The organism is Enorma phocaeensis, from assembly GCF_016901575.1.
Classification (GTDB): Bacteria; Actinomycetota; Coriobacteriia; order Coriobacteriales; family Coriobacteriaceae; genus Limicola; species Limicola phocaeensis_A.
The window spans coordinates 41,009-54,816 of sequence record NZ_JACJKQ010000003.1; the positions used below are offsets into that span (position 1 = coordinate 41,009).

The following is a 13,808-nucleotide window of genomic DNA, read 5'->3' on the forward strand; positions in this document are numbered from 1 at the left end:
GCCCGACATCGGAGCCGGGCCCTATGCAGCCTCACATGCAGCGACTGGAGAGGTTGGTCAGAAGGCGCTACGCCTCGGCCATCTCCTGCTTCATCTTGGCGATCGTCTCGCGATACTCGGGCATCGTGGCGCCCAAGATCTGCGTGGCATAGATGGCGGCGTTCTTCGCGCCGTTGATGGCGACGCACGCCACGGGGACGCCGGAGGGCATCTGCACCATGGAGAGCAGCGAGTCCAGGCCACCCAGGTCGCTCGTCTTCATGGGCACGCCGATCACCGGCAGCGGCGTGAACGCCGCGACGACGCCGCCCAGATGGGCGGCCTTGCCGGCGGCGGCGACGATCACCTTGATGCCGCGGTCGGCAGCGGTGCCGGCCCACTCATGGACCTTGTCGGGGTTGCGGTGCGCGCTGGCGATGACCAGCTCGTACGGCACGCCGAGCGCCTCGAGCTCAGCGGTGCAGCCCTCCATGGTGGGCAGGTCGGATTTAGAGCCCATGATGATGCCAACGAGCGGTGCCTTGTCCTGCGTATCGGCCATGACGTCCTCCTTTGTCGATGTCCGGGCGCGTCGTCGCGCCCTCTGATTAGTATAGCCCGAGGGCGCGCCCCAAGCCCGGCCGCATGCGCGGCGTCGCGCCCGGCACCCGCCCAAACAAAAACGCCCCGGCCGCGGCACGCAGGCTCGACACAAAGGTCTTGCTCGTCGCGCCGCGACCGGGGCGGGGAGCGCCGCGCCTCTCTACACCTCGTGCTGCGGAAGGTCCTGCAGGGCGATGACGTCCATGCCGCTGCCCTCGCCCGCCGCGCTTGCCTGCTGCACGGCCTCGACGGCGGCGATGAAGGCGTTTGCCGCCGAAAGCGCCGTGAGGCACGTGACGCCGCGACGGATGGCCTCGGTGCGCATGATGTAGCCGTCACCGCGCGAGCCGGGGCCGTAGGGGGTGTTGATGATGAAGGCGATCTCGCCGTTTGCGATCATGTCACCCACGTTGGGATGCGCCCCGCTGATCTTTTCGACCACTTCGCATGCCACGTTGCCTCCGGCAAGCACCCGTGCGGTGCCCTCGGTCGAGCAGATCTCGAAACCGAGGTGGCGCAGGATGCGGGCGAGCGACAGGATGTGGCGCTTGTCGCGGTCGTTGACCGAAATGAACACCTTGCCGCTCTCGGGCGACGGCAGCTTGTAGTCGATGGCGAGCTGCGTCTTGGCATACGCCTCGGGATAGCTCTTGGCGATGCCCATGACCTCGCCGGTGGACTTCATCTCGGGCCCCAGCACCACGTCCGCCCCGGGGAAGCGACCCCACGGCATGACGGCCTCCTTCATGCAGAACCAGTCGAGCTCGCGGTCGTCCGCCGGCAGGTGCAGGTCGGCGATGCTCTCGCCCGCCATGATGCAGGCGGCGCACTTGGCGAGAGGCACGCCCGTCGCCTTGGAGATGAACGGCACCGTGCGGCTCGCGCGCGGGTTGGCCTCGATCACGTAGACGGTCTCGCCGCGGATGGCATACTGGACGTTCACCAGTCCGCGCACCCCCAGCTCGAGGGCGATGCGGCGCGTCGTGTCGCGCAGCTTCTCGACCAGGCTCTGCGAGAACGAGAAGGGCGGGATGCACGTGGCAGAATCGCCGGAATGGATGCCCGCCTCCTCGATGTGCTCCAGGATGCCGCCGATGTAGACCTCGTCGCCGTCGCAAAGCGCATCCACGTCGCACTCGATGGCGCCCTCCAGGAAGCGGTCGAGGTAGACGGGGTAATCGGGCGAGACGCGCGTCGCCTCGGCCATGTAGGTGCGCAGCTGCTCGGCATCGTAGGCGATCATCATGCCGCGGCCGCCGAGCACGTAGGAGGGGCGCACGAGCAGCGGGTAGCCGATGCGCGCCGCCACGGCCTCGGCCTCCTCGAAGCTGCGGGCCTCGCCTGCGGGCGGATACATGATGGACAGGCGGTCCAGCACGGCGCTGAAGCGCTCGCGGTCCTCGGCGAGGTCGATGGCCTCGGGCTGCGTGCCCATGATGGTCACGCCCGACTCCTGCAGCATGCGCGCCAGCTTGAGCGGCGTCTGGCCTCCGAGCGTGACCACCACGCCGTCCGGACGCTCGACGTCGATGATGTCCATGACGTCCTCGTAGGTGAGCGGCTCGAAATACAGGCGGTCGGAGGTGTCGTAGTCGGTGGAGACGGTCTCGGGGTTGCAGTTCACCATGATGGTCTCGAAGCCGCGGCTCGCAAGCGCATAGCTTGCGTGCACGCAGCAATAGTCAAACTCGATGCCCTGCCCGATGCGGTTGGGGCCCGCGCCCAGGATCATCGCCTTGGGCTTGCGCGCCGGCGTGACCTCGTCGGCGGCAACGGTCTTCGACGCCTCCGGCTCGGGGCGCATGAGGCCCTCGTAGGTCTTGTAGTGGTATTCGGTGGCGCTTGGGAACTCGGCGGCGCAGGTGTCGACCGTCTTCATGCACGGGCGCACCCCCAGGCCCTTGCGATAGGCGCGCACAAACCGCTCGGTCGATCCCGTGAGCGCCGCGATCTCGGCGTCGGAGGTGCCATATTGCTTCAGGAGGCGCATGGCGTCGGCGTCGATGTCCTCCACGCGCATGCCTCGGACGCTCTCCTGCACGGCCACCATGTCGCCGATGCGGGAGAGGAACCACGGATCGATTCCGGTGAGCCCGTGCACGCGGTCCACGCCCCATCCGCGGCGCAGCGCCTCGGCCACATAGAAGATGCGGTGCTCGGTGGGCTCGGCGACCTCGGCGGCGAGCTCGTCGTCGGCAAGCTCCCGCGCGTGCTCGCTGCCGCCGGCGAGCAGGCCCGCATGCCCGTCCTCGAGCGAGCGCATGGCCTTGCCGAGCGCCTCCTCGAAGGTGCGGCCGATGGCCATGATCTCGCCCACGGCCTTCATGCGCGTGGTGAGGGTCGTGTCGGTTCCCTTGAACTTCTCGAACGCGAACCGCGGGACCTTGACCACGCAGTAATCGATCGAGGGCTCGAAGCAGGCAGGCGTGGCCTTGGTGATGTCGTTCACGATCTCGTCGAGCGTATAGCCGACCGCAAGGCGCGCGGCGGCCTTGGCGATGGGGAAGCCCGTGGCCTTGGAGGCGAGCGCCGACGAGCGGCTCACGCGCGGGTTCATCTCGATGACGATGAGGCGGCCGTTCTTGGGGTTCACGGCAAACTGCACGTTTGACCCGCCGGTCTCGACGCCGACCTTCTCCAGGATGGCGAGCGACGCCACGCGCATGCGCTGGTATTCCAGGTCCGAGAGGGTCTGCGCGGGCGCCACGGTGATGGAGTCGCCGGTATGGACGCCCATGGGATCGAGGTTCTCGATGGAGCACACGATGATGCCGTTGCCGGCGTGGTCGCGCATGACCTCCATCTCGTACTCTTTCCACCCCTCGATGGACTCCTCGACAAGCACCTCGCCGGCGGGCGACAGCTCGAGTCCCTGGCGCACGATCTGGCGCAGCTCCTCCTCTGTATGGGCGATGCCGCCGCCAGCCCCGCCGAGCGTGTAGCTGGGACGAAGCACGCAGGGATACCCCACGCGCCCCGCGATCTCGACGGCCTCGTCGACGGAATAGGCATAGCCGGAACGCGCCACCTCGAGCCCGATCTCGGCCATGGCCTCGTTGAACAGCTTGCGGTCCTCGCCGCGCTCGATGGCCGCCAGGTCGCAGCCGATCATCTCGACGCCATAGCGCTCGAGCACGCCGCTTTTCGCGAGTTCGACCGCGGTGTTGAGGCCGGTCTGCCCGCCGAGCGTGGGGAGCAGCGCGTCCGGACGCTCGCGAGCGATGACCTTCTCGACGAACTCGGGCGTCACGGGCTCGACATAGGTGCGGTCCGCCAGCCCCGGGTCGGTCATGATGGTCGCCGGGTTGGAATTGACGAGCACGACCTCGTAGCCGTCCTCCTTGAGCACCTTGCAGGCCTGGGCTCCCGAATAGTCAAACTCGCAAGCCTGGCCGATGACGATCGGGCCAGACCCGATGACGAGAATTCGTTTGATATCTGTACGCTTGGGCATGATTGTCTCTCCCTTTTCCCTACGGTGGGCCGTGGTGGCCGCTCGCCGCCTACTCGGTCGCAAACTGCCAGCCGGCGAGTCGATCCTTGGCGATATCGATGTCCAGGTAGTCCGCGTCGCCGCCCATGAGACGGGTGAACGCGGTGAACAGATAGTGCGAGTCGGTAGGGCCGGGCGATGCCTCGGGGTGATACTGGACCGAGAAGGCCGGAACGTCCAGCAGCTGGATGCCCTCGGCGGTGCCGTCATTGAGGTTTACATGGGTGAGGCGAATGCGGCCGAAGCGCTCGTTGGAGACGACGGGTGCCACGCCGCGCTCGACCCAAAAGCGCAGGTCGCCATCGGAGGGATGGGACTCCACGCCGCCAGACAGCTCGGGCACAAGCTCGCCCAGGCTGGGGAACAGAAGGCCGAAGCCATGGTTTTGAGCGGTGATCTCGACCCTTCGGCTGATCAGGTTCATGACCGGCTGGTTGCCGCCGCGGTGGCCGTACTTGAGCTTCTCCATCTGGGCGCCGGCGGCAAGGCTGATCATCTGATGCCCCAGGCAGATGCCAAAGACCGGCACGCGGCCGAGCAGGTTTTGCACCTGCGTGTACGTCGCCTCGACAGCATCCGGGTCGCCGGGGCCGTTGGAGAGAAACACGCCGTCGGGCATGCTGCCGTCGGGACCCATGGCGAGCACCTCGTCGGCAGGGGTGTCCCACGGCACGACGGTCAGGTCGCAGCCGGCACGGACCAGCCCCTCGAGAATGCCGCGCTTGATGCCGCAGTCATACACGACCACGTTGAAGCGGGCGCCGTCGACGGGAAGCTGGGCAAACCTGCGGCCCTCCGGAAGGTCGGCGGCGGTATAGGCGCGACGTCCGGCGGCGCTCACCGTCTTGACCAAGTTGGTGCCCACGAGCGCCGGCGCCGCCGCCAGGCGGGCAGCCAGCTCGTCAAGCTCAAAGATCTCGGTGGAAACGATGCCCTGCATGGCACCGTGCTCGCGTAGGTGCTGCACGAGCGAGCGGGTGTCGAGCCCCTCGATGGCGACCACGCCCTGCTGGGCAAGGTAGTCGGGCAGGCTCACGGTCGAGCGCCAGTTTGAGGGGGTGCGGCACATGTCGTGCACCACAAGGGCGCGCAGCGCGGGCCGCGGATGGTCGGACGCGTCCGATCCGGTGGGGCCCAGCGCTCCCTGCGCGTCGTCCACGTCCACGCCGTAGTTGCCGATCTGCGGATAGGTCATGGTGACGATCTGGCCCGCGTAGGACGGGTCGGTCAGAACCTCGAAATAGCCTTCGAGCGAGGTGTTGAAGCACACCTCGCCGGTCGCGGTGCCCGTCGCGCCGCATGCCCGGCCGTAAAAGACGGTACCGTCGGCGAGGTAGAGAATCGCCGGCTCCGCGTCACCCTTGCTCGTGGCGGCAAGTATGCGCGCCGCCAGCGCGCTCGGCGCCGCAGAACGCCAGGCGTGGCCGCTCCGACGCGGCGCGCAGGACGCTGCAGACATCACTGTCTCCCCCGGTATTTCGTTGCTGTTGGATGGTTTGAAGTCACAAGCCATGTTCTCTCCTTTTCGGTCTCTCGGTACCGGTTTAAAGGGCCATGTGGTTCTGGCTATTGTAGAGCTTCGTCGAGAAAAAACGAGAGTGGCCGGCCAATTCATTCAATTTTTTCTATTTCAGCACCGTCTTATACATTATCTTTTGATTTTGATACATTTACCTGTTGATGCGGACAATCATATGACCCCGCTCGCCGCGCCCGCTGCGCGACAACGGCCCCACGCCGGCCGCCGCGCGGCAACGGCGCTGCACGCGAAAACGTTCCTCCACCGTCTGCCCAGCGCTCCTGTGAAGTCCTGCTCGGATCGCGACCTCGTCACAGCCCCCTCCCCGTCTCCTGGCGCTCCCCGATCCAATGTGAGCATCCTGTTTCGGGCATGTGTTGTTCTCGCACCCGATGGCCACGAGGGCGGGCACGTACTATGCTGGTCGAGCAACGCTGGTCCATAAGTCCGCGGAAGAAAGAAGGAAACCCTTATGTCCAACGAAATCACCGGTGCGGCAGCACCCACGCAACCCCTGTACAAGCGCTCGGGGGACTACATCCCCCGCGTCGCCGCCGTGCACGACCTGTGCGGCTATGGCAAATGCTCGCTCGGCGTAGCCATTCCCGTGCTCTCGGCAGCCGGATGCGACGTGTGCCCCGTGCCTACCGGCCTTTTCTCCAGCCACACGGCATTCCCTGGCTGGTACATGCATGACACCACCGAGATCCTGCCCGACTACCTGGCGGCATGGCAGAACATCGGTGTCGAGATCGACGCCATCTACTCCGGATTCCTCGGCGCCCCCGAGCAGGTCGACCGCATTCGCGACCTGTACGCCGCATACCCAAAGGCCCTGCGGGTGGTCGACCCCGTTATGGCAGACCACGGCAAGGTCTATCCCACCTACACGCCCGAGCTCTGCAAGGCCATGGGCGAGCTTGCCGAGGGGGCGGACATCCTGACGCCCAACCTCACCGAGGCCGCCATCATCCTCTCTCGCCCCATCGGCGACGCCTGGGCGGGCGAGGACATCGCCGACGAAGCGGCCCGCGAGCTGGTCGACGCCCTGCTTGCCAAGGGGACCAAGACCGTCGTGCTCAAGGGCATCCAGCGCAACGACGGATTGATCCGCAACTTCGTCGGCACTCACGACGGCGCCTTCTTCGAGGTGAACAACGAGCTCTTGCCCTATATGCTCCATGGCACCGGCGACCTGTACTGCTCGTGCCTGCTTGCCGCCGTCATGGCCGGGCGCGCCCTCGACGAGGCGGTGCGCTTTGCGGGCGACTTCGTCCACGACGCGATGATCGTCTCTTCGAAGCAGCCGCAGTTCCAAGACCGCGGCGTCTCCTTCGAACCCCTGCTCGGCAAGGTCTGCGCCTTGCTGGCATAAGGATTCCGCCGGCGGACCCGTTCTTGTGGGCACTGCCCCTGCATATGTCATCGCGCTCTCGGGGCCCATCCTATGTGGGCCCCTTTCCTCGTTGCTCGGTTTATTACAGAATCGGGCCCCAATTTGTAATAAAACCGAGCTTTGGCGAATTTTTCGGGCATCGTTGCTACATAGTTTTCGAGCGACGGCGAAACACGCGGCACGGCGCGCGCCCGACACGCGGCACGGCGCGGGCGGCCGCATATGCAAGACCGCGAGTGGCGGAAGCGCTACGAATACGACTCCTGCATGAGGCGCTCGACTTCCTCGGGCGTCTTTTCCGTTGCGCCGCCGTTGAAGATCTCGCTGCCGTGCATGAGGCGCTCTGCCTGGCGCTCGCGCTCCTGCGCGTCGTATTCCTTCTGCGTGAGGCCGGGCTGCTCCACCAGCGACGACACGGAGTTCACCTGTTCCTGGATGCGACCGGTGATCTGCTCATCCATGCCCACGATATGCATCTCCCAGTCGATGCTCGAGGTGTTTGCCTGGTCGGGCTTGGTCCACACGAAGGTGAAGATCGCCTTGCACGTTCCGCCGGCGGGAATGAGGCCGAAGAAGCGATCGTGCTGGATGTTGCCGGCGTCGTCGACATAGGCGTAGACGTTGTAGACCACGCGGTCGATGCTGGTGTTGAACAGGGCGTTGGTGGCGAGCGCGGCGGCTTGGATCTGCCCGTTGGAAAGCAGCTCGAGCTCGTTGGCAGAATCGGTGTCGACCACCGTCACCTCGACTTCGCCGGTGACCTCGTTGGCGCTGTCGACGGTGAAGCGCTGCGGAAACTGCGTGAAGCCGTTTCCCCATTCAAGGCCGCCCTCGAGGGCGTTGGTCACCGTCTCGCGCGTCACCGACTCCGAGAGGTTCGCGGTGTTCAGGCGGCGATTCACGCCATAGAACACCTGCATGCCCATGATCAGCACGAACACCACGAGCACGAAGCCCACAGCCGTGCGCGTGATGGTGTCGCCCACCTTGGAGCCCGAGGGATCGTCTGCAGAAAGCGGGTCGACCTTGGAGCCGCCGCGCCTCTTGCGGTCGAGCGCCGCCAGGCGCTGCACCGCGTCGCGGCCTCCCGCCGACCTCGCCTCGGCGCGGGCCTTCATGCGCCGCTCGCGATCGTCCGCACGCCCCGGATCGACCACACCGGACTCGTCGAGCTCAGAAAAGAGCTCGCTGATCTCATCTGGTGTGAGTTGGTGCTTCTTCGACATCTTGCGCCTTATCGCCAAGCCGACCGGGTCTATCCACGCGTAGCCGTCGCCGCGGGCTCGTCGAGCTCGCGGGCGCGCACGCCTTCAAACTGCATTCGATAGTAACGGGCATAGGTGCCCCCGCGCGCGAGAAGCTCCTCATGCGTGCCACGTTCCACGACCTGACCATGTTCTACCGTGGCGATCTCGTCGGCGCCTTTGATGGTGGAGAGGCGGTGGGCGATGATGATCGTGGTGCGGTCCGCCGCCAGACGCTCGAGCGACTCCTGCACGGCCTCCTCGCTCTCGTTGTCGAGCGCCGAGGTCGCCTCGTCGAGGATGAGGATCTTCGGGTCCTTCAGGAATACGCGCGCGATGGCGATGCGCTGCTTCTGGCCACCGGAAAGCCTGCCGCCGCGCTCGCCCACCACGGTGTCGTAGCCGTCTTCGAGCGACTCGATGAAGTCGTGGATGTTGGCGCGGCGAGCCGCCTGGGCGATCTCGTCGTCGGTCGCGCCGGGGCGCCCGTAGGCGATGTTTTCGCGGATCGTGCCGTCAAACAGATACACGTCCTGCTGCACAAGGCCGATCGCCCGGCGCAGGCTCTCCTGCGTGACGTCGCGCACGTCCTGTCCGTCGATGGTGATGGAGCCGGACTGCACGTCATAAAAGCGCGGCAGCAGCGAGCAGGTGGTCGACTTGCCGCCGCCGGAGGGCCCGACGAGCGCGATGGTCTCGCCCGGGCGGATGGACAGGCTCAAGTGGTCGATCACGGGACGCTCGACGCCTGCACGCCTGTCGGCGCCGATCTCGCGGTCCTCATAGGTGAAGCACACGTCGCGGTACTCGATGGCGCCGGCGCTCACCTCGAGCGGCCGCGCATCGGGCTTGTCGAGCACGTCGGGGGTGCTCATGAGCACCTCATCCATGCGGCGGAAGCCCGCGATGGCCTTCTGGAAGGTCTCGGTTGAGTTCACGAGCGTCTCGATGGGCGTCGTGAAGAGGCTGATGTAGAGCGCAAAGGTCGCCATGTCCACCGCGGTCATCTGTCCCTGGGCCACCAGATAGCCGCCCAAGACCACGATGATGGTAAACAGCACGCCGGTCATGAGGGCGCTTGTGGCCTGGTAGGTTCCCATGACGCGATACATGGCCTCCTTGGAGTCCAGGTAGCGGTCGTTGGAACGACGGAACTTCGCGCGCTCGGTCTCCTCGTTGGCGAAGGACTTCACCACGCGCATGCCGGCAAGCGAGTCCTGCAGCTGGGAGTTCACGCCGGAGATCTTCAGGCGATTGTCGGTGTAGACGGCGCGCATGCGGAAGTTTTGGCGCACCATGACCACCACGAACAAGGCGGTGACCGCCGCCATGACGCCCGCAAGCACCGGCGAGATGGTGAACAGGATGACGAAGGCACCCACGATCTCTACTCCGCAGATGATGATCCACTCCGGAACGTGGTGCGCGGCCTCGCAGATGTCAAACAGGTCGTTCACCACGCGGCTCATCATGTCGCCGGAGTTCACCCGGTCGAAATAGCTAAAGCTGAAGCGCTCGTACTGGTCAAAGAGGTCCTGGCGCATCTTGGACTCCATGCGCGCGCCCATGATGTGACCCTGCGCAGAGACAAAGTAGCGGCAGGCGCAGCGGACGAGATACATGGCGACGAGCCCGGCGGCTATCATGCCGAGCGAGGCCATGATGGCGGAGGGGCCCTCGGTGAAGAGGCCTCCGGTCAGCGACCTCAGAATGCTTGGAAACGCAAGGTCGATGCCCGCGATGACAAGCGCGCAGACGGTGTCGGCGATAAAGAGGTGCTTCTGGGGCCCGTAGTAGGCCAAGAAGCGTCGGAACATGGTTTTTGGCCGCTCGGCGGCGGTAGAGGATGTGGTGCTGGTCACGGCGTATCCTTGCGTTGATAGGCTTGCTTGTTGCGGCTCACCAGTATATACGCCGCGCCCGCCGCGCGCACGGGAGCCGCGTGACGGGCAGGTGTTGAAACGATTGAGGGACGGCGTGCGCCGCCGCGTCAGGTGGCGGCACCACGTGCTACAGCGGGTCGCTTCCTTGGCGCAAGATATGTAGATACGCCTCATACATATACGTGCGGTAGCGCGCGCGTTCGGCATCCTTGCGCTGTAAGATGCCGCACGTCTCGAATTCTTTCACCAGGTTGGCTGCGGTGCCACGTGAGACCTCTAACCTGTCACGAACATAGTTAACGTCCACAATGGGATTGCCCTCAAGCACATCGAGCAACTTGAGCGCGTTGGGGACCGACCGGTCGAAGCGCTCGCGAACAAGCGCCACCGTTTTGTTGTGCAGTTCGACCAGCTGGTTCAGCGATGCCACGGCATCTTTCGCTCCGTCGAGCATGCATTGGCAGAAGAACTCAATCCAATCCTCGAACGCTCCCGTCTCACGCACCGCCGTCAAATGAGCGTAGTACTCCTGGCGATTGAGTTTGAACTGGTAGGAGGGGTAAAACAGAGGCGAATCGAGAACGCCGTCGTTGATGAGCGACAACGTTATGAGCAACCGTCCAAGACGCCCATTGCCGTCAAGAAACGGATGAATGCTCTCAAACTGATAATGAACGAGCGCGGCCTTGATAACCGGGTCGACTCCTTCCTCCGTGTTAATGAATTTGTCTAGCTCGAAGAGGGCATCGCGCATGTCCTCAACATTCGGCGGGAGATAGAACGCCGATTTAATGTCACACCCCTGTGGACCAATCCAGTTTTGCGAAACCCTGATTTCTCCCGGTTGCTTCTCACCACCACGACCGCTTTGCAGCAGCACCCTATGCACCTCTCGCAGAAGGCGCGTACAAAGCGGCAGCGTTTTCATGCGTTCGACAGCGAAATCGGAAGCCTGCACGTTATTCACCACGTCGGCTACATCTTCATGAGTTGCCGCGCTATTCTCGGGATCAAGAACGTCATCAAAGGTGCACTGCGTTCCCTCAATCTGCGCGGAAAGCAGCGCCTCTTTACGAACATACATAGTGAGATACATATCGGCATTCGGCACAAACTGAGCCATGCCGGACAGCATGCCGACCTGTCGAGAACATGCTGCCAGCAAATCGATTTGCCGAGCCGATAGCTGCAAGGTCGGCAATACATCATGCAGCGACGCCGGAAGAAACGACTGATAGGCGAGCTCTCCCGATAGATTATTGCGCAGGGTGCCCTGTCTGCCGGGAACGATATTCATGCCGCCTCCTTGCATTCAACATGAGCAGGATGCGAAGCATTGTAACACCTAACGACAATTTTAAGCCTGTTTTTGACGTTAGGAGAATTGCATGGGCTCTAACGACAAGTTATTGTCGTTAGAGCCGTCTACAAGATTCTAACGACAATTTCAGGTTGATTTTTGTCGTTAGAATTCGATCGGATGCTCTAACGTCAACAACTTGTCGTTAGAGCGCAAAGCCAGGCTCGTCGCTATGGCGAGCGAGCCTCCGTTCCGCAATTTGGATTCTGTCCCGAGACGCAGGGCGTCTCGGGCACAACCTAGCCATTCTTCAATCAGGACATGCGGCACATTACTTGGAGCGACGGTGCAGCGCGGCCTCGCGGGCATGCGCCGCAAGGATGCCGGCAACGGTCTTCGCATCCGTGATGGATCCGTCCAGGACGGCCGCCACGAGCTCGGACATGTCCACCATGTCGACATTCAGAAACTCGTCGGCATCGGGGCTTGCGCCCACGAAGCGCAGCCCGTGCGCAAGGTACACGTGCACCACCTCATCGCTATAGCCCGGCGACGGGGCAACGCTTACCAGCGGCACCAGCTCGTCCGCCACAAAGCCGGTCTCCTCGCGAAGCTCGCGGCGGGCGGCAACGGCCGGCTCCTCGCCGGGGTCGAGCTTGCCGGCGGGGATCTCCACCGTCACGGCATCGAAGGGCGTGCGATACTGTCGGACTACGGGAACCTGGCCGCCAGGCGTCACGGCGACCACGGCCACGCCGCCCGGATGGCGCACCACGTCGCGATGCTCCGCAGCGCCGTCGGGCAGCGTCACGCTCAGGTTGTGAACGTCGATGACGCCGCCGCGCCACACCGGCTCATCCGCACCGATCTGCTCGTGAAGCGCGGCGTCGCGCGCATCCGCGTCTCCCGGCGTGAAGGGCCGGGCAGGCCACGGGGACTCCGCGAAAGACGACGGCATCGCATGGGGCAGCCCTGCAGAGGCGCCCCTCTCCTCCGCCGCCATCGCTACTCCTCCGCCAGACGATGCGCCATGACCTCGCAGGCGAGCGCACCGACGACGGTCTTGGAGTCCTCGATCTTGCCGTCGAGCACGGCGTCGACGAGCTCGTTCACCGGCACCAGGTCGACATTCAAGAACTCGTCCTCGTCGGGCTTGGCGCCTTCGAAGCTCAGCTGCGTGGCGAGGTAGATGTGGATAAGCTCGTCGGAGAAGCCGCAGGACGAGGCGATCGTGGTGAGATAGGCGATGCGTCCCGCCACGAAGCCGGTCTCCTCTTTCAGCTCGCGCTTGGCGCACTCGAGCGGCTCCTCGCCGGGGTCGAGCTTGCCGGCGGGAATCTCGACCGTCACGCAATCGAGCGAGGTGCGGTACTGGCGAACGAGCGCGATCTTTCCCGTCTCGGTCAGGGCGACGATGGCCACGGCGCCGCGGTGGCGCACCACGTCGCGAAGCGAGGTGCGGCCGTTGGGCAGACGGACCTCCAGGCGTTCGACGTCGAAGATCTTGCCCCTCCAGGCTATATCGCTCGAGATGACCTCCTCATGCAGGTCGGCATCATGCTCGGCCTCGTCGCCCAATATGAGCGACGGGGTCTCTTCGGGCTCGGGGCTATCGGCAGTCTCATAGGGCTCGCGAGCGCAGGCGTCGGCATCGGCCTCCTCGGCTACGCAGGAGTCGTCCTCCACGTCGACATCGGCGGAACAGGAGCAAGCCTCGGGCTCCGAAGTCTCAAGACGCTCATCGGTCTGGTCAAGCTCTGCCATGGATCCTCCTCATCGTTCCGCGCGCGACGGTCCCGCGCGGAGACACGGACACTCACACAATCACGCTTGTTGTACCCAACCTTGGGCGTGCTCCTGCAGGCTAATTTGGCATCAGCGGCACACGATACCCGCGCAGTCGGCCCCGACACCGCGAGCTGCGGCTGCCATGCCTTATGCGTGCTCCGCCTTCGGCTTTGCTGCGGGACGCTTTGCAGCCTTTTCCAGCTCCGCTGCACGGGCGACGCCCTTGGGCGTGGCCCGATACTCGTTGCCCAGCTGCCCACCCGATTCGTCGTACACCGCCGTAGAGGTGATGAACCCGTCGCGACGCAGGCGCGTCACCGCATGGTCGAGCGAACGCACGCAGCAGCCCAGCCGCCGCGCGAGGTCCGTCTTGTGAAACTGGACCGACCCGCGCATCTGCGTCTCGCGCGCGACCAGCTCGAGCACGCGCTCGTGTATGAACGCGTGCCTCCCGTTGATTTTGGTACTGATGCCCTTCAGAGAAGAGCCCTCTCCCGCCTTCATGCCCATGGTTAGCCGTCCTCATCAGCGCCGGCACGCGCGCATCCCCTCAATGGCAACGCGCCGGCATTCTCCCATAGACATCATTGTGGGGGGAGGTAG

At 64.6% G+C, this 13,808-nt stretch carries 10 protein-coding genes; 1 reads left to right on the forward strand and 9 read right to left on the reverse strand.

What is annotated here, in order from left to right; genetic code table 11:
• Window positions 1-67 precede the first annotated feature (67 nt).
• The 3 genes from purE to carA form a co-directional block, all read right to left on the reverse strand.
• Window positions 68-541 carry a 5-(carboxyamino)imidazole ribonucleotide mutase gene (purE, locus tag H6A15_RS03380; protein WP_204672301.1) on the reverse strand — a complete coding sequence of 158 codons (474 nt, stop codon included), beginning with the start codon at window positions 539-541 and terminating at the stop codon, window positions 68-70.
• 201 nt (window positions 542-742) lie between these two features.
• Window positions 743-4,036: a carbamoyl-phosphate synthase large subunit gene (gene carB, locus H6A15_RS03385; RefSeq protein WP_204672302.1), complete on the reverse strand. Its 3,294-nt coding sequence runs from the start codon at window positions 4,034-4,036 to the stop codon at window positions 743-745.
• Window positions 4,037-4,085: 49 nt separating this feature from the next.
• Window positions 4,086-5,534: a glutamine-hydrolyzing carbamoyl-phosphate synthase small subunit gene (gene carA / locus H6A15_RS03390; protein ID WP_204672303.1), complete on the reverse strand. Its 1,449-nt coding sequence runs from the start codon at window positions 5,532-5,534 to the stop codon at window positions 4,086-4,088.
• A gap of 532 nt (window positions 5,535-6,066) precedes the next feature.
• Between carA and H6A15_RS03395 the strand changes: the two genes are divergently transcribed.
• Window positions 6,067-6,969 carry a PfkB family carbohydrate kinase gene (locus H6A15_RS03395; RefSeq protein ID WP_204672304.1) on the forward strand — a complete coding sequence of 301 codons (903 nt, stop codon included), beginning with the start codon at window positions 6,067-6,069 and terminating at the stop codon, window positions 6,967-6,969.
• A gap of 269 nt (window positions 6,970-7,238) precedes the next feature.
• On the opposite strand, the gene H6A15_RS03400 is transcribed toward H6A15_RS03395, so the two are convergent.
• The 6 genes from H6A15_RS03400 to H6A15_RS03425 all read right to left on the reverse strand — a co-directional run bounded on the left by H6A15_RS03400 (window position 7,239) and on the right by H6A15_RS03425 (window position 13,715).
• Window positions 7,239-8,216: a hypothetical protein gene (locus tag H6A15_RS03400; RefSeq protein ID WP_204672305.1), complete on the reverse strand. Its 978-nt coding sequence runs from the start codon at window positions 8,214-8,216 to the stop codon at window positions 7,239-7,241.
• A 29-nt stretch (window positions 8,217-8,245) separates the two neighbouring features.
• On the reverse strand, window positions 8,246-10,051 hold the full coding sequence (locus H6A15_RS03405) for an ABC transporter ATP-binding protein (protein WP_204672434.1): 1,806 nt from the start codon (window positions 10,049-10,051) through the stop codon (window positions 8,246-8,248).
• A 193-nt stretch (window positions 10,052-10,244) separates the two neighbouring features.
• Window positions 10,245-11,414, reverse strand: coding sequence for a Fic family protein (locus H6A15_RS03410; RefSeq protein ID WP_204672306.1), 1,170 nt, complete (start codon window positions 11,412-11,414; stop codon window positions 10,245-10,247).
• 334 nt (window positions 11,415-11,748) lie between these two features.
• Window positions 11,749-12,420 (reverse strand): NUDIX hydrolase, encoded by a 672-nt coding sequence (locus H6A15_RS03415; RefSeq protein WP_239462320.1) that lies wholly within the window; start codon window positions 12,418-12,420, stop codon window positions 11,749-11,751.
• A 2-nt stretch (window positions 12,421-12,422) separates the two neighbouring features.
• Entirely contained in the window at window positions 12,423-13,181 is a 759-nt protein-coding gene (locus H6A15_RS03420; RefSeq protein WP_204672307.1) for an NUDIX domain-containing protein, read from the reverse strand.
• A gap of 171 nt (window positions 13,182-13,352) precedes the next feature.
• Window positions 13,353-13,715 (reverse strand): MarR family transcriptional regulator, encoded by a 363-nt coding sequence (locus H6A15_RS03425; RefSeq protein ID WP_239462321.1) that lies wholly within the window; start codon window positions 13,713-13,715, stop codon window positions 13,353-13,355.
• Between the last annotated feature and the right edge of the window lie 93 nt (window positions 13,716-13,808).

Coding starts and splice junctions, on each gene's coding strand:
- H6A15_RS03415 (WP_239462320.1), bottom strand. CDS start 12,420: ATGGCGGCGGAGGAGAGGGGCGCCTCTGCAGGGCTGCCCCATGCGATG.
- H6A15_RS03395 (WP_204672304.1), top strand. CDS start 6,067: ATGTCCAACGAAATCACCGGTGCGGCAGCACCCACGCAACCCCTGTAC.
- carA (WP_204672303.1), bottom strand. CDS start 5,534: ATGTCTGCAGCGTCCTGCGCGCCGCGTCGGAGCGGCCACGCCTGGCGT.
- purE (WP_204672301.1), bottom strand. CDS start 541: ATGGCCGATACGCAGGACAAGGCACCGCTCGTTGGCATCATCATGGGC.
- H6A15_RS03425 (WP_239462321.1), bottom strand. CDS start 13,715: ATGGGCATGAAGGCGGGAGAGGGCTCTTCTCTGAAGGGCATCAGTACC.
- H6A15_RS03405 (WP_204672434.1), bottom strand. CDS start 10,051: ATGTTCCGACGCTTCTTGGCCTACTACGGGCCCCAGAAGCACCTCTTT.
- carB (WP_204672302.1), bottom strand. CDS start 4,036: ATGCCCAAGCGTACAGATATCAAACGAATTCTCGTCATCGGGTCTGGC.
- H6A15_RS03400 (WP_204672305.1), bottom strand. CDS start 8,216: ATGTCGAAGAAGCACCAACTCACACCAGATGAGATCAGCGAGCTCTTT.
- H6A15_RS03420 (WP_204672307.1), bottom strand. CDS start 13,181: ATGGCAGAGCTTGACCAGACCGATGAGCGTCTTGAGACTTCGGAGCCC.
- H6A15_RS03410 (WP_204672306.1), bottom strand. CDS start 11,414: ATGAATATCGTTCCCGGCAGACAGGGCACCCTGCGCAATAATCTATCG.